The sequence below is a fragment of the Mesorhizobium sp. dw_380 genome, from assembly GCF_018588885.1.
Classification (GTDB): Bacteria; Pseudomonadota; Alphaproteobacteria; order Rhizobiales; family Rhizobiaceae; genus Mesorhizobium.
In genome coordinates this window covers 280340-302498 of record NZ_JAFFIW010000001.1, presented here as the reverse complement: position 1 = coordinate 302498, position 22159 = coordinate 280340, and the positions used below count along the sequence as shown (strand labels likewise).

At 63.9% G+C, this 22159-nt stretch carries 26 protein-coding genes; 5 read left to right on the top strand and 21 right to left on the bottom strand.

All coding sequences use genetic code 11. The features are described from left to right. The first annotated feature begins 36 nt into the window (after window positions 1–36). Window positions 37–195, top strand: coding sequence for a DUF3309 family protein (locus JT360_RS01550; protein WP_214469718.1), 159 nt, complete (start codon window positions 37–39; stop codon window positions 193–195). Between the two features lie 27 nt (window positions 196–222). Here JT360_RS01550 and JT360_RS01545 read toward each other — a convergent pair whose 3' ends face one another. Both JT360_RS01545 and JT360_RS01540 read right to left on the bottom strand, forming a co-directional pair. Beyond that, complete coding sequence (locus JT360_RS01545) at window positions 223–1182, bottom strand: SDR family oxidoreductase (RefSeq protein ID WP_214469717.1); 960 nt, start codon at window positions 1180–1182, stop codon at window positions 223–225. 91 nt (window positions 1183–1273) lie between these two features. Beyond that, window positions 1274–1483, bottom strand: a complete 210-nt coding sequence (locus JT360_RS01540; RefSeq protein WP_214469716.1) for a DUF680 domain-containing protein — start codon at window positions 1481–1483, stop codon at window positions 1274–1276. 116 nt (window positions 1484–1599) lie between these two features. Between JT360_RS01540 and JT360_RS01535 the strand changes: the two genes are divergently transcribed. Beyond that, window positions 1600–2508: a LysR family transcriptional regulator gene (locus JT360_RS01535; protein WP_214469715.1), complete on the top strand. Its 909-nt coding sequence runs from the start codon at window positions 1600–1602 to the stop codon at window positions 2506–2508. On the opposite strand, the gene JT360_RS01530 is transcribed toward JT360_RS01535, so the two are convergent. The 3 genes from JT360_RS01530 to JT360_RS01520 form a co-directional block, all read right to left on the bottom strand. Beyond that, window positions 2472–3647, bottom strand: coding sequence for an MFS transporter (locus tag JT360_RS01530; protein ID WP_214469714.1), 1176 nt, complete (start codon window positions 3645–3647; stop codon window positions 2472–2474). The two genes, JT360_RS01535 and JT360_RS01530, sit on opposite strands and share 37 nt — an antisense overlap. Before the next feature lie 374 nt (window positions 3648–4021). Further along, on the bottom strand, window positions 4022–4330 hold the full coding sequence (locus tag JT360_RS01525; RefSeq protein WP_214469713.1) for a DUF1244 domain-containing protein: 309 nt from the start codon (window positions 4328–4330) through the stop codon (window positions 4022–4024). A gap of 11 nt (window positions 4331–4341) precedes the next feature. After that, window positions 4342–5139, bottom strand: coding sequence for an N-formylglutamate amidohydrolase (locus JT360_RS01520; RefSeq protein ID WP_214469712.1), 798 nt, complete (start codon window positions 5137–5139; stop codon window positions 4342–4344). 269 nt (window positions 5140–5408) lie between these two features. Between JT360_RS01520 and JT360_RS01515 the strand changes: the two genes are divergently transcribed. After that, complete coding sequence (locus JT360_RS01515) at window positions 5409–5873, top strand: DUF1036 domain-containing protein (RefSeq protein WP_214469755.1); 465 nt, start codon at window positions 5409–5411, stop codon at window positions 5871–5873. Then, the gene (pyk, locus tag JT360_RS01510; RefSeq protein WP_214469711.1) at window positions 5870–7303 is read left to right on the top strand and encodes a pyruvate kinase; all 1434 of its coding nucleotides are present in this window, start codon (window positions 5870–5872) and stop codon (window positions 7301–7303) included. The genes JT360_RS01515 and pyk overlap by 4 nt, the downstream gene beginning before the upstream one ends. A 148-nt stretch (window positions 7304–7451) precedes the next feature. Here the strand turns inward: pyk and JT360_RS01505 are convergent, their stop codons facing one another. The 3 genes from JT360_RS01505 to ykgO all read right to left on the bottom strand — a co-directional run bounded on the left by JT360_RS01505 (window position 7452) and on the right by ykgO (window position 9546). Continuing rightward, window positions 7452–8519 carry an alpha/beta fold hydrolase gene (locus tag JT360_RS01505; RefSeq protein WP_214469710.1) on the bottom strand — a complete coding sequence of 356 codons (1068 nt, stop codon included), beginning with the start codon at window positions 8517–8519 and terminating at the stop codon, window positions 7452–7454. 185 nt (window positions 8520–8704) lie between these two features. Further along, window positions 8705–9307, bottom strand: coding sequence for a tetratricopeptide repeat protein (locus JT360_RS01500; protein ID WP_214469709.1), 603 nt, complete (start codon window positions 9305–9307; stop codon window positions 8705–8707). 113 nt (window positions 9308–9420) lie between these two features. Further along, complete coding sequence (gene ykgO, locus JT360_RS01495) at window positions 9421–9546, bottom strand: type B 50S ribosomal protein L36 (protein WP_006327841.1); 126 nt, start codon at window positions 9544–9546, stop codon at window positions 9421–9423. 230 nt (window positions 9547–9776) lie between these two features. Here ykgO and JT360_RS01490 point away from each other — a divergent pair, with 230 nt between their 5' ends. Beyond that, window positions 9777–10187 carry a lysozyme inhibitor LprI family protein gene (locus tag JT360_RS01490; RefSeq protein ID WP_214469708.1) on the top strand — a complete coding sequence of 137 codons (411 nt, stop codon included), beginning with the start codon at window positions 9777–9779 and terminating at the stop codon, window positions 10185–10187. 14 nt (window positions 10188–10201) lie between these two features. Here the strand turns inward: JT360_RS01490 and JT360_RS01485 are convergent, their stop codons facing one another. From JT360_RS01485 to JT360_RS01425, 13 genes are all read right to left on the bottom strand, one after another. Continuing rightward, on the bottom strand, window positions 10202–11278 hold the full coding sequence (locus JT360_RS01485) for a 5-(carboxyamino)imidazole ribonucleotide synthase (RefSeq protein WP_214469707.1): 1077 nt from the start codon (window positions 11276–11278) through the stop codon (window positions 10202–10204). Continuing rightward, window positions 11275–11772 (bottom strand): 5-(carboxyamino)imidazole ribonucleotide mutase, encoded by a 498-nt coding sequence (gene purE, locus JT360_RS01480; protein WP_214469706.1) that lies wholly within the window; start codon window positions 11770–11772, stop codon window positions 11275–11277. The genes JT360_RS01485 and purE overlap by 4 nt, the downstream gene beginning before the upstream one ends. A 65-nt stretch (window positions 11773–11837) precedes the next feature. Next, a complete protein-coding gene (locus JT360_RS01475) occupies window positions 11838–12773 on the bottom strand; it encodes a ribokinase (RefSeq protein ID WP_214469705.1) in 936 nt (311 codons plus the stop codon). After that, entirely contained in the window at window positions 12770–13645 is an 876-nt protein-coding gene (locus JT360_RS01470; RefSeq protein WP_214469704.1) for a MurR/RpiR family transcriptional regulator, read from the bottom strand. Before JT360_RS01470 ends, JT360_RS01475 begins: the two co-directional genes overlap by 4 nt. Next, entirely contained in the window at window positions 13642–14610 is a 969-nt protein-coding gene (locus tag JT360_RS01465; protein ID WP_214469703.1) for an ABC transporter permease, read from the bottom strand. The genes JT360_RS01470 and JT360_RS01465 overlap by 4 nt, the downstream gene beginning before the upstream one ends. A 9-nt stretch (window positions 14611–14619) precedes the next feature. Beyond that, complete coding sequence (locus JT360_RS01460) at window positions 14620–16131, bottom strand: sugar ABC transporter ATP-binding protein (protein ID WP_214469702.1); 1512 nt, start codon at window positions 16129–16131, stop codon at window positions 14620–14622. Between the two features lie 64 nt (window positions 16132–16195). Further along, window positions 16196–17242, bottom strand: coding sequence for a sugar ABC transporter substrate-binding protein (locus JT360_RS01455; RefSeq protein WP_214469701.1), 1047 nt, complete (start codon window positions 17240–17242; stop codon window positions 16196–16198). Between the two features lie 44 nt (window positions 17243–17286). Beyond that, window positions 17287–18276, bottom strand: coding sequence for a sugar phosphate isomerase/epimerase family protein (locus JT360_RS01450; RefSeq protein ID WP_214469700.1), 990 nt, complete (start codon window positions 18274–18276; stop codon window positions 17287–17289). 194 nt (window positions 18277–18470) lie between these two features. Continuing rightward, complete coding sequence (locus JT360_RS01445; protein WP_214469699.1) at window positions 18471–19361, bottom strand: anti-sigma factor family protein; 891 nt, start codon at window positions 19359–19361, stop codon at window positions 18471–18473. Further along, a complete protein-coding gene (locus tag JT360_RS01440; protein WP_214469698.1) occupies window positions 19358–19897 on the bottom strand; it encodes a sigma-70 family RNA polymerase sigma factor in 540 nt (179 codons plus the stop codon). Before JT360_RS01440 ends, JT360_RS01445 begins: the two co-directional genes overlap by 4 nt. A gap of 46 nt (window positions 19898–19943) precedes the next feature. Next, entirely contained in the window at window positions 19944–20147 is a 204-nt protein-coding gene (locus JT360_RS01435; protein ID WP_214469697.1) for a hypothetical protein, read from the bottom strand. A gap of 197 nt (window positions 20148–20344) precedes the next feature. Beyond that, the gene (locus JT360_RS01430; RefSeq protein ID WP_214469696.1) at window positions 20345–20905 is read right to left on the bottom strand and encodes a DUF6985 domain-containing protein; all 561 of its coding nucleotides are present in this window, start codon (window positions 20903–20905) and stop codon (window positions 20345–20347) included. A gap of 45 nt (window positions 20906–20950) precedes the next feature. Further along, on the bottom strand, window positions 20951–22156 hold the full coding sequence (locus JT360_RS01425; protein WP_214469695.1) for an aminotransferase class V-fold PLP-dependent enzyme: 1206 nt from the start codon (window positions 22154–22156) through the stop codon (window positions 20951–20953). Window positions 22157–22159 lie beyond the last annotated feature (3 nt).

The following is a 22159-nucleotide window of genomic DNA, read 5'->3' as shown; positions in this document are numbered from 1 at the left end:
TGCGAAGCATTGTCTCGGGAACAGTGGGGAAATGTCATGCCGATCACCACCATCGTCATCATCATCTTGATCCTTGTCCTCATCGGCGCGGTGCCGGCCTGGCCGCATTCGCGCTCCTGGGGCAACGGACCTTCAGGCATTGTCGGTGTGGTGCTGGTGGTGGTTCTGGTGTTGCTGCTGATGGGGCGGCTCTAAGCTTAGGCCTCCCCTTCGATATTACGTTCAGGCGGCTTTGGAAACGCCGTTCACCGTTGCGACGCCGATGTCTTTCAGAGCCTCGGCGACAGCCCGATCGAGCGGCGTATGCGGGATTTCGCCGATAATGCCTTCCAGCCGGGTCGAGACCAGCTGGTGCGGTTCGAAACGCAGATAGGACATCGACACGATCTCGCGCCACATCGCCATGAACGGGCTGCCGGCGCGCAGCACCCACCAGGGCATCGAGGTCATCTTGAGCGAGCGGCCAACAGCCCTCTCGGCGGCTGCCTTGATCTGCAGATCGGTGACCGCGTGGCCGGGAAAATTCAGCGCCTCGTAGGAACCGAGCTTGTCGACATTCTTGGCCAGCGCGACGAAGCCTATGGCGAAGTCCGGCAGGTAGGCCCATTCATGCACCAGATCGACCGGGCCGGGCGCGGTGTAGGTGCCCTTGCCGATCTTGGCTGCGACGACGAGGTCGAACCAGGAGCCGCTGCCGGTGCCTCCGAAGAAATCCCCGGCGCGCAGAATGATGGTGCGCACGCGGCCCGCTTCAGCCTCATGCCGGAACAGATCCTCCATGGCGCAGCGGATGCGGCCCTTCTCGGTCGTCGGATGGAACGGCGTGTCTTCCGATATCACCGCCGGCATCGGTGAGCCGTAATTGTAGACGGTGCCGGGGAAGAGATGCAGAGCGCCGTTGGCATGGCAGGCGGCCATGACATTTTCGGCCATCGGCAGGCATTTGCCCCAGTCGGTGTAGATCGGGTTGAGGCCGTTGAAGATGATGTCGACGCCTTCCGTGGCGCGGATGAGGGCTTCCCGGTCGAGTGCGTCGCCGGCAACGGCGCTGGCGCCCTTGAGTTCGGCCGGCACCTTGCCGCCGCGGGTGACGGCACGGACATCATAGCCGGCATCGATGAAAGCCTTGCCGACCATGCGGCCGAGCCGGCCGTTGGCGCCGAGAATTGCGATCTTGGTCATTCTTCGTCTCCTTGTCTGATTTGAAGTAACGGGGTCTGATCTGAAGCGACGGGACAAGCCCGCCGCTTTCGGGATCTTCCGAGGCGTCTGTTCAGCGGCTGCCGAACAGGTCGCGATTGCTGCCCTGGACGACCGGCGTCCGGATGATCGCATCCGACTTCTCGATCGACTTGGTGATCGTCTTGTCGGTGCTGGCGACAGGCGCCTGGCTGGCATCGTTCGAGCCGAACTTGTCGCTGCCGGCGAAAGCGGTGCTGGCGGCCATGAGGAGGGCGGCGGCGGTGAGTGCGATCTTGGTCATTTGAGTTACTCCTGGTTGGTTTGTTGCAGTCCGTATCGGTGTCTGCAGGTCGAATATGATTGCCACACGGATGAATTGAAATTGACCATGGATGCAGTTCTGATATTCATTCTTGAATGACAGACATCGACTGGAACCTGATCAAGAGCTTCGTCACAGTCGCGGAGACCGGCAGCCTGTCGGCCGCGGCGCGAAAGTTGTCGGCAAGCCAGCCGACGCTTGGTCGTCACATCTCGGAACTGGAACAGGCGCTCGGCGTCACCCTGTTCCGGCGTGGGCGCAGCGGCTATGCGCTGACGGAAGCCGGGGCCACGCTGTTCGAGCGCGGCAAGACGGTCAGCGAGCAGGCAAGTGCCTTCTCACGGCTGGCGCTGGGTTCGGTCGAGGCCATTGAAGGCACGGTGCGCATTGCCGCGAGCGAGGTGGTGGCTGCCTATGTGCTGCCCGACATGATGGCACGGCTTGGCATCGAGGAACCCGGCATCGAGGTCGAGATCGTTGCTTCCAACCAGGTGGAGAACCTGTTGCGCCGGGATGCAGACATCGCCATCCGCATGGTCAAGCCGGCGCAGAACGAGCTGGTGGCACGCAAGGTCTGCGACATTCCCCTTTGTGCCTGTGCGGCGATTTCCTATCTCGAGAGGCGCGGTCGTCCGCTGGGACCGGCCGATCTCGTCAATCACGCCCTGATCGGCTTCGACCGCAGCGACGAGATGATCCGAGCCTTTACGCAATTCGGCATACCTGTCACCCGCGGCAGTTTCCGCTTCAGGGCCGACAACCAGATCGTCCTATGGGAGGCGGTGCGCGCGGGAAACGGCATTGGCCTCGGCCAGGAGCCGCTGGCCGAACGGGACCCATTGGTGGAGAAGGTCCTGCCCGACCTGCCGCTGCCCCGCCTGCCCGTGTGGCTGGCCATGCATCGCGATGTGCGCAGCAGCGTGCGCATCCGCCGCGTGGCTGACTTTCTCAACGAGGAGCTGAAGCGCTATTCGGCGGGTGCGGGTGCGAATTCGGCGCGGTGAGCGAGCCCGGCCATCAGCAACACGACGATCAACAGCACCGACATGGCGATGAAGATCGGTCCGAAGCTGGAATGCTCGGCGACGAAGCCGATCGCCGACGGCGCCACCAGGATGCCGGAATAGCCCATGGTGGTGACGACGCTCATGCCGGTGCCGGACGACATGCCTTCCTGGTTGCCGCCGGCCGAAAAGATGATCGGCACCATGTTGGCGATGCCGAAACCGCAAAGCGCAAAGGCCGCTATGGCGAGCCAGGGCGAGGGCGACAGGCCGGCGATCAGCATGCCGGCGGCAGCGATGATCGCCGTGCCGCGCAGGGTCGTCACGGCACCGAAATGGTTGCGCACGCCGTCGCCGAAGAACCGCATGATCGCCATGACGCCGGAAAAGGCGGCATAGGCAAGACCGGCAACGGCAAGGTCGGCGCCGAGTTCCTGGCGCAGATACAGTGCCGCCCAGTCGAGCACCGCGCCCTCGGAGATCATTGTCAGCAGGGCCATCACGCCGACCAGGTAGACCAGCGGGTTTGACGGCAAAGCGAATTTATGATGCTCAACCGCCTGCGGCCTGTTCTCGGCGACGATATGGGGGACCGCCAAGGCAATCGCCGCGAAGGCCAGCCCGGTCACCACCGCGGCATGGGCGAGATGGCCGTAATTCTGGATGGCAAAACCGCCAAGGGCGCCGCCGGCGAAGCCGCCAAGGCTCCAGAATCCGTGCGAGGACGACATGATCGCGCGGGACAATTTCCGCTCTACCACCACCGCATTGGCGTTCATGGCAACATCCATGCCGCCGATCGAGCCGCCGAAGATGAACATGGCGATGGCCGCCAGCGGCAGGTTCGGCGCCAGCGCCACGACCAGCAGGCCGAGGCTGCCGCAGAGGCCGAACCAGCGCAGCACGGTGCGCGAACCGTGTTTCGAAATCAGGTGGCCGCACCAGGTCATCGCGGTGACCGCACCGGCGCCGAACAAAAGGATCAGCAGGCCGAGGGTGAATTTGGAGATGTCGAGCCGGGTCAGGAACACCGGGATCTGCGGCGCCCAGCTGCCGGTCAGGAAGCCGTTGGCAAGGAAAATCGCCGCCACGGCCCATCGTCCGCGAATGGCAGTCTGCATGGCGTTTGACGCGTTCATAAGGCGAATCCGGTCAGAAAATGGCTTTGCGCGGCAAATTAGATCGATTCAATTTCCAGTCAAGCGCTGGCTGTCTGAAAATGCTTGGACCAAACAGGCGGGAAGAACCCTGCCTCGCTTCGTGGCGACTTACCTATGTTGGAGATTGCTGAAGCGCCCATGCCGTCGTCATCCTGGGGCGAAGCAAGGAGGCAGCGACGCAGCGCAGACCCCAGGATCCATGCCGCGACTTCTGAGCGATGCGACGGTGCAGAATTCTGGTCCGCTGCGCTTTTCGATTAAGGTCGCGGCATGGATCCTCGGGTCTTCGCGACGGAGCTTTTCGCTCCTGCTCCGCCCGTGGATGACGAAGGCGCGTGCCGGCTGCTGGTGACCTAATGGTCCCTGGGTCGCCTTGCCTCGAATTCGGCCTTCTTGGCGTCGGAGGCTTCGGTCTGGTTGAGCGCCTGCCATTCAGCGTAGGGCATGCCGTAGACGATCTCGCGCGACTGGTCCTTGGAGAGATCAATGCCCTCGGCATTGGCCGCCTCGCGATACCAGTTCGACAGGCAGTTGCGGCAGAAGCCGGCGAGGTTCATCAGGTCGATGTTCTGGACGTCGCTGCGTTCTCTGAGATGCTCGAGCAGCCGGCGAAAGGCGGCGGCCTCGAAGTCGCGTTTCTGATCGTCGCTGAGTTCGGTCATCGAAACCTCCGTCATAGCGGCCCGGTGCGCGAGCCGAACATCCTTACCGCATGTATATCGGCGCGGCGGTCAATCACGTCAACGATCGGCGCCAGCCGTTCGGCCCAGGCGATGGCGCCCTGCTGGCTCGATATCAAATCCTGGCGGATTTCGAGCAGCGCATGCGCATAGCCATTGACGATGGCATGCCTGAACATGGTGTCGCCGCGCAGCGCGCCGTCATAGGGTTCGTTGTCGCCGACGACGAGGTTCTTGTCCTCGGCCAGCATATCGATCAGCGGCCGCGCCACCCGGTCGTCGCGATCCCACAGGATACCGACATGCCAGGGACGCTTGATCCCCTGCATGGTCGGCGTGAAGGAATGCACCGAGAAGATGAAGGGCGCTTGCCCGGAAGCCCGCGCGACCGAAGCAATCATGGCGCCGACGGCGTCATGGTAGGGGCGGTAGAAGCGCTCGAGCCGCCTCTCGCGCTCCTCCGACGCGATGGGATAGTTCCCCGGAACGACGGTGCCGTCGTAAAGCTGGCGAATGAGGGTCGGGTCGTCCTCGCCGCGATTGGGATCGATCAGCAGCCGCGAGAAATTGGCGATGACCGCCGGCACGTCAAGCAAGGCGGCGAGTTCGCGCGTCACCGCCTCGACGCCGATGTCGTAGGCGATGTGGCGGTCGAACTCCGCCGCGGGCAGGCCGAGGCTGCCATAGTCGTCGGGCAGGTCGCGGCGGGCATGATCGGCCAAAAGCACGATGCCTCGCTTGCGGTCGCCTTCGACAATGTCGCAAGGCGCGAAAACTGTGGATCGGGTCATTGGCGGGAAATGGTCTGTTCGCTGGCTTCCGGGGAGGGTGCTATCGTCATTCCACGAAGACGATGCGTGTGCAATGCCGTTGTTTGGCCAAGGTTTCCGCTGAAATCTGGCAAGGGTGACGGAAAGTGCGCCGGGAGCCTTCCTAAATCGATTGGAATTGGACAAGACGGCGCGTTGACATGCGCGCGGACTTTTCCGAAAAGGGGCGCAGAGAGATGCTGATGTGGTTCTTGAGGGGTTTTGGAATGGGTTCCGCCGGCAGGCAGAGCATGCGCTCTGCCTTTGCCATGCCGCTCCTGACCCTGACCGTTGGCATGTCGGCAATAGTCATGGCCTCGCCGGCGCGCGCCGATTTCCGCGTCTGCAACGCCACGCAGAACCTGGTCGGCGTCGGCATCGGCTATCGTGCCAAGGCCGGCTGGATCACAGAAGGCTGGTGGCACATTGAAGGATCGAGCTGCAAGACGTTGATCGAAGGGCCGCTGTCATCAAGGTTTTATTACCTTTACGCAGAAGACGCCGAGCGCGGTGGACGCTGGGACGGCCCGATCAACATGTGCGTGGCTGAGAAAGAGTTCAAGATCGCCGGCGTAAACGACTGCGTCGCCCGGGGCTTCCAGCGCGCCGGATTCCAGGAATATGACACGGGCGAGCAGGCAAGCTGGATGGTCCAGCTGACCGATGAGCCCGCAACGGGAGGGGCACCAGCCGCCCCGGGAACCAACAGTCAATGAGACGCAGCCGCAAGGTCAAGATCCTAGCCACAATCGGTCCGGCCTCCTCTTCCGAGGAGATGCTGAAGAAATTATTCGAAGCGGGCGCCGACGTTTTCCGCATCAATATGAGCCACACCGACCACGAACTGATGCGCACGCTGGTCGGGCGCATCCGTGCCGTCGAGGAACAGGTTGGCCGGCCGATCGGCATCCTCGCCGACCTACAAGGCCCCAAGCTGCGCGTCGGCAAGTTCGCCAACGGCAAGGAAGTGCTGACACCAGGCCAGACTTTCACGCTCGACGACAATCCCGAGCCCGGCACGTCGAGCAGGGTCTATCTGCCGCATCCCGAAATCCTGAGTTCGGTTGAAGCCGGCCACCGCCTGCTGATCGATGACGGCAAGCTCGAGCTGAAGGCGGTGAAGAGCGACGGCAAGTCGATCGTCTGCACCGTCATTGCCGGCACCACGATTTCCGACAAGAAGGGCGTCAGCCTGCCTGACACCGACCTGCCGGTCGGCGCGCTGACCGAGAAGGATCGCAGGGATCTCGACGCCGTGCTCGCCACGGGCGTCGACTGGGTCGCACTGTCCTTCGTGCAGCGGCCGGAAGATCTGGCCGAAGCGCGCAAGATCGCGCGCGGCCGGGCGCTGATCATGGCCAAGATCGAGAAGCCGCAGGCCGTCACCCGGTTGGCCGAGATCATCGAACTGTCCGATGCGCTGATGGTCGCCCGGGGCGATCTCGGCGTCGAAATGCCGCTCGAGGCTGTGCCTGGCATCCAGAAGCAGATCACGCGCGCCGCACGCCGCGCCGGCAAGCCGGTGGTGATCGCCACGCAGATGCTGGAATCGATGATCACCGCACCGGTGCCGACCCGCGCCGAAGTGTCCGACGTCTCGATCGCCGTCTTCGAGGGCGCCGACGCCATCATGCTGTCGGCCGAATCGGCGGCGGGTGCTTATCCAGTCGAAGCGGTGGCGATGATGAACCGCATCGCCACCAAGGTCGAAACCGACCCGACCTATGCCGGCATCATCAATGCGCAGCGCTCGGAGCCGGAAGCGACGGGCGCGGACGCCATTTCGCTGGCCGCCCGCGAAATCGCCGAGACGCTGAAACTGTCGGCAATCATCACCTACACCGCGTCCGGCACCACCGGCCTGCGCGCCGCGCGCGAACGGCCGCAGGTGCCGATCGTGGCGCTGTCGCCGATCGTCAACACGGCCAGGCGGCTGTCGCTTCTGTGGGGCACGCATTGCGTCGTCTCGCCCGATGCCACCGATCTAGACGACATGGTCAACCGTGCCTGCCGCATCGCGCTGGAAGAAGAGTTCGGCAAGCCAGGCGATCGCATCATCATCACCGCCGGCGTTCCGTTGAGGACGCCTGGATCGACCAACATGCTGCGCATCGCCTATGTCGGATCGGAATCGGCCGGCCGGTAGACCGGTGGGACTGCCGCGCGGAATCTCCGACGCGGGCGCCAGCCCCTTCCGCCTGCCGGCCCTTTCCTCGTCGCAATACGGGGAGAAATGCCCGGTAGGCGATGAGGCAGCGCTGCCCTGAAAGTCTTAGCTGTGGCGGAGTTGGCGGTCAGGTCGGTGCCAGCTCCGCCTCCGGCTCCTTGATGTCGGCGCACTTGCCGACGCCATGGGCATCGACTGCAATCCGAGCTTCGACCACCCTGGCCATCGCCTCCAGATCGATATCCTTGCCCGCGACCTTCTCGATGGCGCCGACGACGAGGTCGGCGGCAATCCAGTCCGGCTTGTGGCCGAGATTGCGCACCCAGACCAGTTCGGCGCCCGATATGTCGCGTGCCAGGCCGACGGAGTGAATATGCGCAAAAACGACCTTGTCGCGGTCGCCGGAGATGACGACGGTCGGCGCCGTGATTTCGTTGTAGTGCGGCGCCGCGCCGAGCGTATAGCGATAGAGTCCGGCTACATCGGTGGCGTTGGCGCGAAAGGCCGATGGCCGCAGCACCAGGGGGATCGCGGCCTTGTTGCCATAGCCATCCGGCACCTTGTTGGGTGAGAAGACGCAGGTCGTGGCATCACCCATCCGCAGCGTTCCGGCCGGATAGGCCAGCGTTTCGGAGAACAGCCGGCCGATCAACGGAATGGTGGTCAGATCGTAGTACCAGGCGGTCGCGCCGCCCGGCCAGGGATGGGTCGCGGGCGCCAGCAAGACGAGACCGAGCGTCTTATCAGGGTGTTCACGGCCAAAGGCGGTGGTTATGGCGCCGCCGAAGGAATGGCCGACGATGATCGCCTTGGGAATATCGAGTTGGTCCATCAGTGCGGCCAGCGTTCGTGCCTGTGCCGACGGGTCTTCGTTGTTGCCCGGTCCGCGCCCCGACCAGCCGTGCCCCGGCCGGTCGAAGAACAGCATTTCGGCGCGGCCTTCGAGCACTGGCCTCAGCGGCAGCATCTGATCCCTCAGATTGGCGCTGGCGCCGTGGATGAAGACGATCGGCGGCAGGTCCGCGTTGGCGGGCGCCGGAATGTGGACATAATGGATGCGTGTGCCGCCAATGTCGGCAAATTCGCCGATCGGCGGATTGCGACGTTCGATCAGCCATGAGCCGACGCGGGTGACGCCGACAAGGCTGAAAACAAACGCCATCAGGAAGGCGGGCGCGGCGTAGAGCAGGTTCATGGGGGAATACGGGGGTGGGGAGGGATAAGTTCTGGAGGAGGGGAATAGGCAGTAGGCAGTAGGCAGTAGGCAGTAGGCAGTAGGCAGTAGGCAGTAGGCAGTAGGCAGTAGGCAGTAGGCAGTAGGGGCTGCGTTTCACCGTGCAATCTGCAACCCTACTGCCTTACTCCCTATTCCCTACTGCCTTATATGCCTTCTCCGGCAAGCTCTTCCGAGAGTGTCGCGACCTGGTCCTGGGCGTTGCGCATCATCGGATAGATGGCCAGCACCTTCTGCCAGGCCTCGAGCGCCGACTGCTTGTGGCCGGTCAGCGCCATGATCTGCGCAAGACCCGACAGCGCACCGAAATGGCGCGGCTCGAGCTGCAGCGTGCGATTGATGTCGGACATCGACTTGCCGTAGTTCTTCATCATGAAATGCACCGTGGCGCGCCGGTTCCAGCCTTCGGCGTAGGTCGGCTGCAAGGTCACCACCTGATCGAGGAAATCGAGCGCGACGTCGAATTTCTGGTTCTCGATGGCTTTTTGCGACCACTGCATCATCAGGTCGATGGAGGCGCTGCCGGACCGGGACCACTCGTTCCAGATGTTGCCGGCAATGCGCTCGGCCGCCTTTTCGTTGCGCTCGCGCCTGAGGTCGGTGAACAGCTTGTCGAGCCGGGCCTGTTTGGTCACCGGCGGGGCCGGAACCTCAGGGGCCGCCGGATGAGCAGGCTGATCGTCCGCAGCCCAAGCCGGCATGGCAACGGAAACAGGGAAAGCTATCAAAAATGCAAAAAGAAACCGCATCGCCCGACTTTAATCCCGGGCGGCGGAACATCAAAGTGATTTTAGCGTGAGGCGCCGGCAGGGCCGGCGACAGCATCGTGCAAACGGAGGCAAAAAAGCCTCCGGCCGAAAGCTCAGCCCTGGCGCGCCTTGTAGCGCGGGGCGGTCTTGTTGATGATATAGACGCGGCCCTTGCGGCGAACCAGCTGGTTGTCGCGATGACGCGCCTTCAGCGCCTTGAGCGAATTCTTGATCTTCATTGTCTTGCCTGTCGGTGTGGACCCGCTTCCGGGTCGAAATTTTAAGGCGCGCCAGAAGACGCGCCTTTGAACTGTGGGTGGCTCATAAACGAGGAGCCTTGCCCGTGTCAACCGCAAGCGTGTTCCACGTCCTGATATCATCAAATATCCGCCATGTCGGCCCTGCGGCATTGCCTGGCCAGGGGCGGGCTGGGATGATGCCGTGTATTTCAAGTGATTTGGGGACGATCATGCGCCGAATATTCCTGCCCGCCTGCCTTGTCGTCCTGGCGGCGACCGCAACCGCGCGCGCCCAGGAATGCGACCGCTCCGACGACGGCCAGCAGATGATGAACATCTGCGCCGGCGAGGACTACCAGGCCGCCGACGCCAGGCTCAATACAGCCTACCAGAACCTGATCGGCTCGGACGATGCCGATGGCAAGAGATCGCTGCAGGCGGCGCAACGCGCCTGGATCGCTTTCCGTGACGCCGAATGCGCTGATACCACCGCCGCCAGCGCAGGCGGCTCCATCCACGCGATGGAGGTTTCGCAATGCCTGACCAGGCTGACCAATGAGCGCATCAAGCAACTCGCTTCTTCCAATTGCGAGCAAGGCGATGCGAGCTGCGCCAGTCCCGACGAGGACGAGGTGCAATAGGCTCGTTTTCGAGGTCAAGTACGGCGGCTGATGCGGGTGAAGTGGCCCATCTTGCGGCCGGGCCGCGCCTCCGCCTTGCCGTAAAGATGCAGCATCAGATCGGGCTCGGCGAGCAGTTCCGGAACACGCAGCACGTCGTCGCCGATCAGGTTTTCCATCACGCAATCGGAATGGCGGTCCGGACTGCCGAGCGTCAGGCCGGCAACCGCGCGGATGTGCTGTTCGAACTGCGAAACGATGCAGGCGGCTTCGGTCCAGTGGCCGGAATTGTGCACGCGTGGCGCGATCTCGTTGGCAAGCAGCGAACCGTCGGCCAGCACGAAGAACTCGACGCCGATGACGCCGACATAATCGAGCGCCGACAGGATCTTCGATGCCTCCGCGCGTGCGGCGGCCGCCGTCTCGGGCAGGATGGCGGCCGGCACGGTCGAGGTGTGGAGAATGCCGTCGCGGTGGACATTCTCGGCCGGATCGTAGGCGGCCACCGTCCCGTCCAGCCCACGCGCCGCGATCACGGATATCTCGCGCTCGAACGGTACTAAGCTTTCGAGGATCAGCGGCACATTGCCCATCGCCTCGCAGGTGCCGGCGAAGCCGCCGGTTTCCATGTTGCGGAACACGCGCTGGCCCTTGCCGTCATAACCCATGCGCCGCGTTTTCAGGATGCCGCTGCCACCGAATGCCTTCAGCGCCGCCGTCAGCTCATCGTCAGTGTCGACCGAACGGAAATCCGCAGTGGCAATGCTGATACCGTTGAGGAATGTCTTTTCGCTCACCCGGTCCTGCGCCATGTCAAGCGCTCGCGCCGGCGGATAAACCGCTACGTCGGCGGCAAGCGCACCAGCGGCCGCGACCGGCACATTCTCGAACTCGTAGGTGACGACGGAACTTGCGGCCGCCAGTTCGGCAAGAGCGGCCGGGTCATCATAGGCTGACGTAATCTGCCGGTTGGCGACCTGGGCGGCCGGGCACTCCGGCTGCGGCTCCAGCACCACGGTGCGGTAGCCGAGGCGGGCGGCTGACATCGCCAGCATGCGGCCGAGCTGGCCGCCGCCAATGATGCCGATGGTCGATCCGGCGGGCAGGCTCACGGCGTGTCCGTCGGCTCAGTCGCGACCTTGGCGGTCTGCGAGGCACGCCAGGCATCGAGGCGTTGGGCAAGCGCGTCGTCATTTAGCGCCAGCACGGCGGCGGCCAGGAGGGCGGCATTGGCCGCGCCGGCCTTGCCGATGGCCAGCGTCCCGACGGGGATGCCGGCCGGCATCTGGACGATGGAGAGCAAGGAATCTTGTCCCGACAGCGCCTTCGATTCCACCGGGACGCCAAATACCGGCAGCGGTGTCATGGCCGCCGTCATGCCGGGCAGGTGCGCCGCACCGCCGGCGCCGGCGATGATCACCTTGTAGCCGGCGGCCTTGGCGCCCCTGGCGAACTCATAGAGCCTGTCGGGTGTGCGATGCGCGGAGATGATCAGCCGCTTGTGCGGGACGCCCAGCGCCTCCAGCGTCTCGGCCGCCTGGCGCATCGTCGCCCAGTCGGACTGGCTGCCCATGATGATGGCGACGTCGGCGCGTTGATCGTTCAAGCTAATGCTCCCGGCGACAAAGGCGCGCCTTAGCGGAATTCGCGCGATGCCGCAAGGATATGCGGCTATTGCCGCTCCCCGGCACGATGAAAATCAGCGCTTCCGAGACCATGGCGCTCCGCCTCGGGCGTCGAGACCAGCAAAGCCGAAGCGGCGTTGGCGGCCCTGACGGCCGCTCGCATTCCTTCCCCACGGGCAAGTGACGCCGCCAGGGCCCCGACGAACTCATCGCCCGCGCCATGCGTGCTGACAAGCTTGACCGGGATGGCCGGCAACGCGAAGGCCTCCCCTTGCCGGTCGCAGCACGCGACACCATCCGCGCCCGCAGTCACGATTGCGACCGGGCAGAGATCGATAAGCCGCCGCGCGGCGTGCACGGCGCCGTCGAGGGTTTCGACAACGGCCACGCCGGCCAGGAATTCCGCCTCGATGGCGTTAACCACGAGAATGTCGACAAGCGCGATCAACTCGGCGGAGAGCTCGCGTGCCGGCGCGGCGTTGAGCACGACGCGGCCGCCCTGTGACTTCACCGCGCGTGCGGCGGCAATGTTGGCAGCTTCCGGCACTTCATTCTGCAGCAGGAGCACCGCCGTTTGGGTCACCACTTCGGAAGCGGCCGCGATGTCCTTTTCGCCGAGCGTCAGATTGCTGCCCGAGACGATCACCGCGCCATAGTCACCGCCTGCGTCGAAGATTGCCACGCTCATGCCGGAGCCGGCATCCGACGCCACCCGCACGAAGCGTCGGTCAACGCCGGCGTGATCGAGATTGGCCAGCAACGCCGTGCCGAAATCATCGTCGCCGACGGCACCGATCATCGCCGCGCTTACGCCGGCCCGCGCCGCTGAGACCGCCTGATTGCCACCCTTGCCGCCGCATTTCGGGCGCCAGGCATGGCCGGTCACCGTCTCGCCCTTGCGCGGGCGGTCGGGCGCGTCGACCATGATGTCGTAATGCAGGCTGCCGAGGACGGTGACCGGCTGTGTTGTTGGCAGCGTCATGAGCCCCGGTCTTTTCGTTTCGATGCCACCGCCGACATGGTGCGACCGAGATTGCGCTCCGCCGACTGGTAATCGCGCTGCGCCACCGCCACGAACAGCGCGTCGAGGATGTTGAGCTGGGCGATGCGCGCCGCCGCATTCTCGCCCATCAGGGGTGACCCCTGGGCGGTCGAGCAAAGAACGATATCGGCGACCGCCGCCAGAGGCGAGTTGTCGTAATTGGTGATGGCAAGCGTGCGCGCACCACTCTTGCGCGCCAGCTGGATGGCATCGATGACGGCTGACGTGTTGCCCGAATGCGAGAAGCCGACGGCAATGTCGTCCGCGCCAAGCAGCGAGGCCGACATCAGCATCATGTGGGAATCGTCGTAGACGGATGCGCGGATGCCGATGCGCAGGAATTTGTGCGAGACGTCGCGCGCGATCTGCGCCGAACCGCCGACGCCGTAGAAGTCGCGGGTTTTGGATCGGAAGAGCAGATCGGCGGCGCGGTCGAAATCCTCTATGTCGAGGATGGCCAGCGTCTCCTCCAGCGCCTGGATCGAGGTGCGGAACACTTTCTGCACGATCTCGGCCGAACTGTCGTCGGACGACAATTCCTGGTGCATCTCGGCGGTCGGCAGGCGGCTGTACTCATAGACGGCGGTGCGGAAGTCGCGATAGCCGGAGAAACCGAGCTTCTTGGCGATCTTGACCACCATCGCTTCCGATACTCCGGCCTCCTCGGCGATCTGCTTCAGCGGTATGCTCTCATCAAAGCCGCGCCGGCCGAAGACGGTTTCCACCACCTTCGCCTCCAGCGGGGTGAGATGCGGCATCATCATGCGGATGCGCGGTCCTACCGCTTTCAGGTCCAGGCCGCTCAAGGTCATCCACGCCCCCTCGTCACGCGATCGATAAGCATCGCGGCGAGGATTATAAGACCAGTTGCCAGAAGCTGATAGAAGGACTGCACGTTCATCAGCGTCAAACCGTTGCGCATCGCACCGAGGATGACGGCGCCAAGGATGGTGCCGACGACGCTGCCCTTGCCACCCATCAGCGACGCTCCGCCGATGGCCGCCGCCGCGATCGCGTCAAGCTCCCAGAGATTGCCGAGGATGGGCTCGGCCGCGCCCAGCCGGCCGATCAGGATTTGCGCCGCAAGCGCTGCTAGCAGGCCGGAGATCATGTAGGCGGCGATCTTGGTGCGGGCAATCGGCACGCCGGCAATGTAGGCCGCCTCCTCATTGCCACCCACGGCGAGCAGGTATTCGCCGAAGGGGGTTTTCTTCAGCACGATCCATGCGGCGATTGCGACGAAGGCCACAATGATCACCGCCAGCGGCAGGCCGAACAGCGAGCTGTTGAAGATGGCGCGAAAGCCGGCGGGCAGGCCGAGCACCGGATTGCCGCCTGTGTAAATCAGCGCCAGTGCGCGATAGGTGCTGAGCGTGCCCAGCGTGACGATGAAGGGCTGCAATCCGACATGGGCGACAAGGATGCCATTCACCAGACCGCACAGCAGGCCGATGGCGAAGCCCGCACCAACGGCCAGCGGAAATGGGACGCCGGCAACCATCATCGAGGCGGAGATGACGGCCGAGAGCGCCGCCGTCGGCCCGACCGACAGGTCGATGCCGCCGGAAATGATGACCTGCGTCATGCCCAGCGCCAAGCAGGCGTTGATGCTCGACTGCTGCAGGATGTTGATCAGGTTGCGCTCGGCGAAGAAGCCGGGCACCAGCGCGCCGAAGACGGCGAGGATGACAATCAGGCCGATCAGCGTGCCGGCATCGCGCATGGAAAAGCCGCGCAGGAATTCGGTCCTTGGCTGAACCAGAGTAGCGTCCGACATATCCGTCACCTATTGCCTTGCCGGCTCAGCGGCCGGCGTTCGGGTTTGCGGGATGGCGTGCGCGGCGATCGCCTGCTCCGAGAGATCCGCCCTGCCGAGTTCGGCGGCGATGGCGCCGTCGCGCATGACCAGCACGCGATCGGCGAGCCGGATCACCTCGGGGAGCTCCGAGGAGACGACGACCACCGAATGGCCCTCGGCAGCGAGCTCCTCGATCAGGTGGTAGATTTCCGCCTTGGCGCCGACATCGATACCGCGTGTCGGCTCGTCGAACAAAAGGATGCGCGTGCCCGCCGCCAGCCAGCGGCCGATGATCGCCTTCTGCTGGTTGCCGCCGCTGAACAGGCGGATCGGCCGGTCGAGCAGAAATGGCCTGAGATTGACCCGCTTCATCTTCTCGGCCGCGATCTGCTTCAGCCCGCGATGATCGATGATGCCGTGTGGCGCGAACACGCTCATCGAGGCCAGCGCCATGTTGCTGGTGATCGAGCGCAACGGCACGATGCCCTCACGCTTGCGCTCTTCCGGCACCAGTCCGATGCCGGCGGCGATCGCGTCGCGCGGGCTGGCAGGTTTGATCGCCTTGCCATTGATCACGATGCTACCGGTGGTAGCGCGGTCGACGCCGGCCAAAAGCCGCAGCAGTTCAGTGCGGCCGGACCCGACAAGGCCGGCAATGCCCAGCACCTCACCGCGATGCAGATCGAAGGAGACGTCGCGCACCTTTGTAGAAGCGAGGCCTCGCACGCTCAGCATCACCTGACTGGAGGCATGCGAATTGTGCTGTTCCTGCGCCAGCTCGCGGCCCACCATCATCGCCACGACCGCCTTTTCCGAGAGGCTTTTCAGATCGACGGAATCGACGACGATACCGTCGCGCATGATGGTGGCGCGCCGGCAGATACCGAACACCTCGTCCAGCTTGTGCGAGACATAGACGATGGCGACGCCGTCACGCGCCAGGCCCTTGATGACTTCGGCTAGACGCTCGAACTCGCTCGGCGTAAGGCTCGATGTCGGCTCGTCCATCGCCACGATCCTAGCACGATCGAGCAGCGCGCGGGCGATCTCGACCATCTGCCTTTGAGCCACTTTGAGGGTGCTGAGCGGTGCCGCTGGATCGATGGACGGGCCGATGGCCGCCAGAGCCTCGGCGGCGCGGCGCTCCTGTTCGCGCCGGGCGACGAATATGCTGCCACGCGTCAGCGGATGACCGAGAAACATGTTCTGCGCGACGCTGAGGCGCGGCACCTGCTGCAGTTCCTGATGGATCATGGCCACGCCCGCCGCACGCGCCGCAACCGGATTGGCTAGCGTGACCGGCTTGCCGTCGATCAGGACGCTTCCCGCCGTCGGCCGGTAGACGCCCGACAGGATGCGCAGCAGCGTCGACTTGCCGGCGCCGTTCTCGCCGAGCAGGCCATGAATTTCACCGGCGCCGACCGAAAAGGACACCTCATGGAGCGCCCGGACGGCCGGAAACAGCTTGGAAATGCCGTCGAACTGCAGCCGGACAGACATTGGATCGGTCTCCCAGACCGGTGCCGGCCGTCAGAGGCTCTGGCCGGCACCGTGCCATTGTGCTTCAGTTGCCGGCGGCCGCGTCCTCGAGCAGCGCGTTGCGTGCATCGGGACCGGAATAGCGATCGGCATTGTCCTTGGTGATCAGTGCCTGAGGCGTGGCGACAACGCGCGGCAGCTTCTGCCCGGCGACGAGGCGCAACGCCGTTTCGAGCGCGACTTCACCGGTCAACACCGGGAAACTGTCGACCGTGCCGGTCAGTTCGCCGGCGCGGATCGAAGCGTAGGCATCGGAGATGCCATCAGTGCCAAAGACGGCAACCTTGTCCTGCAGGCCGGCTGCCTTCACCGCCTCGACGATGCCCAGCGCCATGCCGTCATTGTTGGCATAGAAGCCGATCAGGTCGGGGTGCTGCTGCAGAATGTTGGTGGCCGCGTCATAGGAAGTCTGGCGATCCCAGTTGCCGGGCACGCTGGCGACAACCTCGAACTTGCCGCCCTCGGTGATGGTGGATTTGAAGCCGTCAGTGCGCTGGACTGCCGCATAGACGCCGGCCTGGCCCTCCACGATGGCGACCTTGCCGCCGTTCGGCCGGTTCTTGATGAACCATTTGGCGACGCGCACGCCGTTGTCGCGCTGGACGTTGCCGACATAATGTTCCGCCTGCGGGATGACTGCGTCATTGACGTTGACAACCGGCACATTGGCTGCCTTTGCCTGCTCCATGATGGGCTGCAGATTGGAGTCCGTCTGCGGTGAGACCAGCAGCACGTTGTAGCCCTGCGTCACCAGGCCCTCGGCGATGGTAAGCTGGCCGAGCTGGTCGCCTTCGCTTTGCGCTGCCTGATAAACGACGGGCACACCGGCCTTTTCCCCGAACGCCTTGTAGCCATCGCCCAGCGAGCGCCAGTATTCGTTGGTCAGCGTCTTGGAGACCGCACCCGCCTTCGTGCCAGCGGGCAGCTTGGGGAACGCGCCGAATTTGGCCTCGACCTGCGACCAGTCGATACGGTCCTTCTCGGTATCGGAATTGAGCGGCGCAAGATCGGCCGAAAAGGCCGAGCTGATCGACAGTGCGATCAGTGTGGCGGTGGCAAGCAGCAACTTCATTGTATTCCTCCCTTGTTGAAAAACGGCAGCGGCTCGGCCGACCCTCAGCTGTCCGGTCCGAGCATGATTTCCTGGATGATGGCCTGCGATGTGACGGCGTCCTGGCTGTCCATGGCGGCTGCCAGGCGGTTGTCCTGGTCGATCCGGTCAACGACGCGCAGCATGCGTTTGACGGTGGCGATGTTGACTTCGCACTCGTGCACCGGGTCGAGCCCGGTCATGTCCGGAAACGTGTCGAAATAGATGGCGCCGGCATAGCCGTCGCGGCGGATCTGCCTGAGCAACTCGATGGTCTGCAGCGTGTGCACCGCGCCGACCATCAGCCCATCGTCTCGCTTGGCGTAGCCGTCGTTGAGATGGACGCCGAGCAGCTTGCTGTGGCGCGCTACGAGGGCTGCGGCAAAGGCCGGCTGCTCGTCGGCATAGAGCACATGGGCGAAGTCGAGTGTGACTCCGAGATTGGGCAGGCCGACATCGCGGATCGCCAAGAGGGTCGTCGCCGCGTCTGGCATCAGGCTGTAGGAGCGCGGCTCGTTGGGTTTGTATTCGAGGCTGATCTGGCAGCCGGGGTCATGCGCTGCCACTTCACGAATTCCATCGATTTCGTGTTGCCAAAGCGCTGCATAGTCGGCCTGGAAAGCGTAGTCGAAGCCATCCTGTCCGAGCCACAAAGTCATCAGACCGGCACCAGCCTCGCGCACGGCGTCGATGCCGGCCTTGGTCATGTCGATGGCTTCACGGCGCACCGCTGGATCAGGGTTGGTGAAGGCGCCCAGCTTAAAGGCCGGATTGGAATAGTAGCGCATGGCAAAGCCGTTGATGGACAGGCCGAGATCACTGAGTTTGCGAGCAATTTCGGCCGGCTTTTCGCCGACATGGTCGGGGAAGTTGAGGTCAAGATCGGTCAACCCGGCAACCTTGGCGGCGCGCGCCGCCATCTGCATCAGCGACGGCTTGCCAGCGAGATCAGGCCATTCGGCCTGTGGCCGTGAGGCAAAGGAATTCAGACGCGTGGCGAAACGGTTGGCTGGCATAATCTATCCTTCATCCTTCATAACTTTACAGAAATTGAAGAGTTTGTAAAGTAATTGTTTTGAAGGCTGCGACCAGCTGTCGGGCCCAGCCTTGGCGAGGTTGAGACGCGCGACTTGAGTGCCGGTGTTTAACCGGCTCCGCAGGCTGAAGGACCTGTTAGCGCATTGGAATCAGCAACGGGGCAGGGGCGTCTTTACACCGCCGCCTTGCGGAAGCGGGCGACGAAGTCGTCGAGCTCGGGCCGCTCCATGTCGGAGATCGCCCAGTAGGAGAAGGCGCCGTCGCTCCAGTGCACCATCGAGAAGCCGCCGGATGAAAGGTCGTCCGGCTGGGTGATCTTACCGCCTTGCTGCGGTTCGGCGACAAGCGTGATCAGGTGCTCGCGGTGACGGTAGACGAGTGCCGGCACCGGCCGGCCTGATATCACCTCGACCCGGCCGCCGATCAGTGCGAAGCCGTCCTGGGCAAGGTCGGGCGCCGGCGGCGACACGCCGATGCGGGCATCAAGCCACGGCTTGACCGTGTGGCGGTCGGACGAGATGATGTCGATGGGGCTCGCGGCCAGCAGGCTGCGGCGATGGCCGCTGGCGACCGCCGCGGCAAAGCCGTCTTCCGCGCCGCTGAACATCACCCATTGCGTCGCCCCGCTGGCGAGCACCGCGCTGATCATGATCGACGCGGCCATGGCGCGCCAATCGAACGAGCCGAAGCGGCGTGCCCTTGACGATGGCCGCGCCTGGGGCGGGCGTGCCCCGGCCTCTCGTCTCTGGCCACCACCAGCGACTGAGATCAATCCGGGCAGCACCGACGTGTCCCGCTGCGGCTCCTGCTGTTCGGTGCCGGCCATGCCGATCGCCGCGATGCGGGCCCGAAAGGCATCGCTGACATCGGGCCGCGGCAAGCGGCTGACCGCGCCGCGCAAGGCAACGATGCGGGCATGCTCGGCCGCAAGCCGGGGATCGGCGGCGATGCGACGCTCCACCGCAAGTGCCGCCGCCGCATCGAGTTCGCCATCAACAAGGGCGTGGATCATCAGTCTGATACCTTCGGGATCGTTGGGTAGTCCGTCGTCATGGCTGGTCATGGCGCTCTCCCCAGTTCGGACGCCAGCAGGCCGCGGGCACGGGCCAGCCTGGACATCACCGTGCCCATCGGCACGTCGAGCATGGCCGATATCTCGCGATAGCTGAGGCCGTTGATGTCGCGCAGCACCAGCGTTTCGCGAAACGGCTGCGGCAGGGCGGCGATCGCCGCCTCGAGCGCCGCTGTATCGGCCTTGGCGATCAGGCTCGCTTCCGGGCCGTCCTCGTCCGACAGGCTGGTGCCGTGCGCGGCCGCCATGTCGTCGAGATCGCCGAGGTCGCCGACGGCCAGCATGCCGCGCGGCCGGTTGCGCGACATCCAGCTGTAGGAGGTGTTGCGCACGATGGTCAGCAGCCAGGCGCGGGCATTGCCGCCGGCATAGCCCGACATGCCGGCATGCGCCTTGATGCAGGCGTCCTGCACGACATCCTCGGCATCGGCGGCATTGCCGGTCAGCCAGCGGGCAAGCGCCAGCGCGTCGCCGAGATGCGGCAGCACCACCTCGTTGAAGCGTTCTGCCAGCGCCCTCTCGCTCAAAGCAGCACCATGATCCGATACTCCGGACAAGACCGGGCGTGCCGCCTCAGGACGCGACAGCGAGTTTGCCTTGCTCACAGGGGCAAAACCCCCGGGAATAGGCAAGGTCGCCTGCCTTGCTGGAAGTGAATTCATATGCGCCACCAGTGTCAAGAACCAAGGAGGAGGGACTGATGACGATCATGCGCTCCAACACATGGCGACGGCTGACGCCGCAACCATGTTCGCCGGGCTCGCGATGATAGGGCATGCCGATCTCCTCAACGCCAGCAGTGGCGTATGACGAGGAGACTTGTTCGGGAGGCGTTTTATTCCTGCCCTGCGCAATTAAGGTTGGTCACAGTTTTGTGATCAGCCCCCTGCAGATACGCTTGGTCGGTTGGCGCGCTCAGCGCGGCCAGTGTAGGCGCCTCCTTTCGTGCTTGTCCATCAGGCGGGCGGCAGCGCTTAGCGATAGACAACATTTTCAAGGGCGCTATCAGCATAGGCGTCTGAGTTTGTGAGGTGCCCATCATAAGGGCCTATTTTGTTAACGACGGCACCATTCTTAAAAACGATCTGAAGGCCGTGCTCGGGCTCCCAATCACAATTGCACTCAAGCGAGATGTATATGCCATTGTCGCCGTAGGGCCGGCGGCTAACGATGGCTTCTCCGCGAAGCTGGACGAATGGCCATATCTCAGAGGGCGAACCGATAGATGGGAAATCATCTTCTGGTTCAATGCTTGCCTTGACGTCTAGATAATATTTGAAGCTATGCGGCTCTGCTGCCATAAGAACAGTACTGGGTGCTTCCAAGAAGTTGGAAATTGCTTCGTGAAAGTCTTCAACCGGAGGATCTTCGTCGTATCCTTCAACGAGTATTCTGCATTTTTTCCTATTCATAACCGCCAACGAGATAGGTTCGCTAACGTAGCAGCCATCGCGTTCATCAAATTTACATTCGCCAAGCCTTGGAATTTCCATTTTTGCGATCCTCCCAAGGGCGCATAGATAGACGAGAATCATCCATCGATGGAATCCCCGATGAAATAATTACTCGACGCCGCGAGCCTAGTCCGGCCAGCGCAAGACGCCGGAGGAATCCTTACGGGCAGCTTTCATGGCATCGGCGGGGCGGTCCTTGGCGGTCAATACGGCCCGCAGCCGTTCGGCGACGATCTCCGCCTCTCCGGGATGGAGATTGCAGGGGTCGAGGAAGAAATGGCCACGCTCGACCTCATGGTTGCGCACGATGATCGGCGGCGAGCCCGCGGCCAGCGCCAAGGCGAGGCCGGCGGCGCTGAAGCGGCTTTCCGGCCGGACGAAGACCTGCAGGCGATCGAGCGGATTGGCGGTCGGGTCGAGAATGATCTCGGCTGATATGCCCGGTATGCCCTGCAAAGCGTCCTTCCATAGATTGAGCGCCGCCTCCTCGCGTCGGCGGATGCCGGCATGGTCGCGCTTCTCCCACGCCTCCAGTGCCGCCATGGTGCCGGCGATGCTCTCCTTGCCGACCTTCATGGCGCGTGCGACGCCGCGGTTCTGCAGATAGGCTGATCGCACCAGGTCCTTGCGGCCGGTGACGATACCACTGGTCGGCCCTGAGAGGAATTTGTGGCCGCTGTAGATGACGACGTCGGCGCCGCGCGCCAGGAAACCGCGCAAATCGTATTCTGAGGCGGCATCGACGATCACCGGCACGCCGCTGGCGTGGCAGATCTCGCAGAATTCCTCTAGCGACAGCATGCCGTACTGCACCGTGTGGTGGGCGACGACATAGAGGCCCGCGGCCGTGCGCTCGTTGATCGCTTCGCGCACATGGTAGTCCTGTGTCACGCTGACGGTGCCGGCAGGCACGACCCTGGCGCCGGCGACGCGGACCGACTGATCGATCGGTGCGCCGTAATTGACGATGTGGCCCAACTGGATGACGACCTCCGACTTGAGGTCGCCGGTGTCGTCAGGCAGGCGCTCGATGGCAAGCAGGCTGGTTCCCGTCATCGCGCCGGCGATCGCCATGGTGATGCCGCTGGCGCAGCAGGCGGTGATGAAGCCGGCCTCGCCGCCGGTGAGGCGGGAGACAACCGTGCTTGCGGCACGCTGCAGATCGTCCATCTCCACCCATTGCGAGGCGATTTCGGCCATGGCGCTGATCGCTTCCGGGACGATGATCGAGGCGCCGAGCGCGGTCATGGTGCCAGAGACATTGATGATCGGCCTCAAGCCCAGCCGTTCGCGGATGGTGGTGTTGGAGCCGGTGTCGGAATGGGTTTTCATGTG

Excerpts from the sequence above, each read along its gene's own strand:
- JT360_RS01445 (WP_214469699.1), bottom strand. The coding sequence starts at position 19,361 with ATGACCAGCCATGACGACGGACTACCCAACGATCCCGAAGGTATCAGA.
- JT360_RS01455 (WP_214469701.1), bottom strand. The coding sequence starts at position 17,242 with ATGAAGTTGCTGCTTGCCACCGCCACACTGATCGCACTGTCGATCAGC.
- JT360_RS01490 (WP_214469708.1), top strand. The coding sequence starts at position 9,777 with ATGCGCCGAATATTCCTGCCCGCCTGCCTTGTCGTCCTGGCGGCGACC.
- JT360_RS01550 (WP_214469718.1), top strand. The coding sequence starts at position 37 with ATGCCGATCACCACCATCGTCATCATCATCTTGATCCTTGTCCTCATC.
- JT360_RS01500 (WP_214469709.1), bottom strand. The coding sequence starts at position 9,307 with ATGCGGTTTCTTTTTGCATTTTTGATAGCTTTCCCTGTTTCCGTTGCC.
- JT360_RS01475 (WP_214469705.1), bottom strand. The coding sequence starts at position 12,773 with ATGACGCTGCCAACAACACAGCCGGTCACCGTCCTCGGCAGCCTGCAT.
- JT360_RS01520 (WP_214469712.1), bottom strand. The coding sequence starts at position 5,139 with ATGACCCGATCCACAGTTTTCGCGCCTTGCGACATTGTCGAAGGCGAC.
- JT360_RS01535 (WP_214469715.1), top strand. The coding sequence starts at position 1,600 with ATGACAGACATCGACTGGAACCTGATCAAGAGCTTCGTCACAGTCGCG.
- JT360_RS01540 (WP_214469716.1), bottom strand. The coding sequence starts at position 1,483 with ATGACCAAGATCGCACTCACCGCCGCCGCCCTCCTCATGGCCGCCAGC.
- JT360_RS01505 (WP_214469710.1), bottom strand. The coding sequence starts at position 8,519 with ATGAACCTGCTCTACGCCGCGCCCGCCTTCCTGATGGCGTTTGTTTTC.
- JT360_RS01545 (WP_214469717.1), bottom strand. The coding sequence starts at position 1,182 with ATGACCAAGATCGCAATTCTCGGCGCCAACGGCCGGCTCGGCCGCATG.
- JT360_RS01525 (WP_214469713.1), bottom strand. The coding sequence starts at position 4,330 with ATGACCGAACTCAGCGACGATCAGAAACGCGACTTCGAGGCCGCCGCC.
- JT360_RS01425 (WP_214469695.1), bottom strand. The coding sequence starts at position 22,156 with ATGAAAACCCATTCCGACACCGGCTCCAACACCACCATCCGCGAACGG.
- JT360_RS01435 (WP_214469697.1), bottom strand. The coding sequence starts at position 20,147 with ATGCCCTATCATCGCGAGCCCGGCGAACATGGTTGCGGCGTCAGCCGT.
- JT360_RS01460 (WP_214469702.1), bottom strand. The coding sequence starts at position 16,131 with ATGTCTGTCCGGCTGCAGTTCGACGGCATTTCCAAGCTGTTTCCGGCC.
- JT360_RS01470 (WP_214469704.1), bottom strand. The coding sequence starts at position 13,645 with ATGACCTTGAGCGGCCTGGACCTGAAAGCGGTAGGACCGCGCATCCGC.
- JT360_RS01465 (WP_214469703.1), bottom strand. The coding sequence starts at position 14,610 with ATGTCGGACGCTACTCTGGTTCAGCCAAGGACCGAATTCCTGCGCGGC.
- JT360_RS01515 (WP_214469755.1), top strand. The coding sequence starts at position 5,409 with ATGCGCTCTGCCTTTGCCATGCCGCTCCTGACCCTGACCGTTGGCATG.
- JT360_RS01530 (WP_214469714.1), bottom strand. The coding sequence starts at position 3,647 with ATGAACGCGTCAAACGCCATGCAGACTGCCATTCGCGGACGATGGGCC.
- JT360_RS01430 (WP_214469696.1), bottom strand. The coding sequence starts at position 20,905 with ATGATTCTCGTCTATCTATGCGCCCTTGGGAGGATCGCAAAAATGGAA.
- pyk (WP_214469711.1), top strand. The coding sequence starts at position 5,870 with ATGAGACGCAGCCGCAAGGTCAAGATCCTAGCCACAATCGGTCCGGCC.
- JT360_RS01450 (WP_214469700.1), bottom strand. The coding sequence starts at position 18,276 with ATGCCAGCCAACCGTTTCGCCACGCGTCTGAATTCCTTTGCCTCACGG.
- ykgO (WP_006327841.1), bottom strand. The coding sequence starts at position 9,546 with ATGAAGATCAAGAATTCGCTCAAGGCGCTGAAGGCGCGTCATCGCGAC.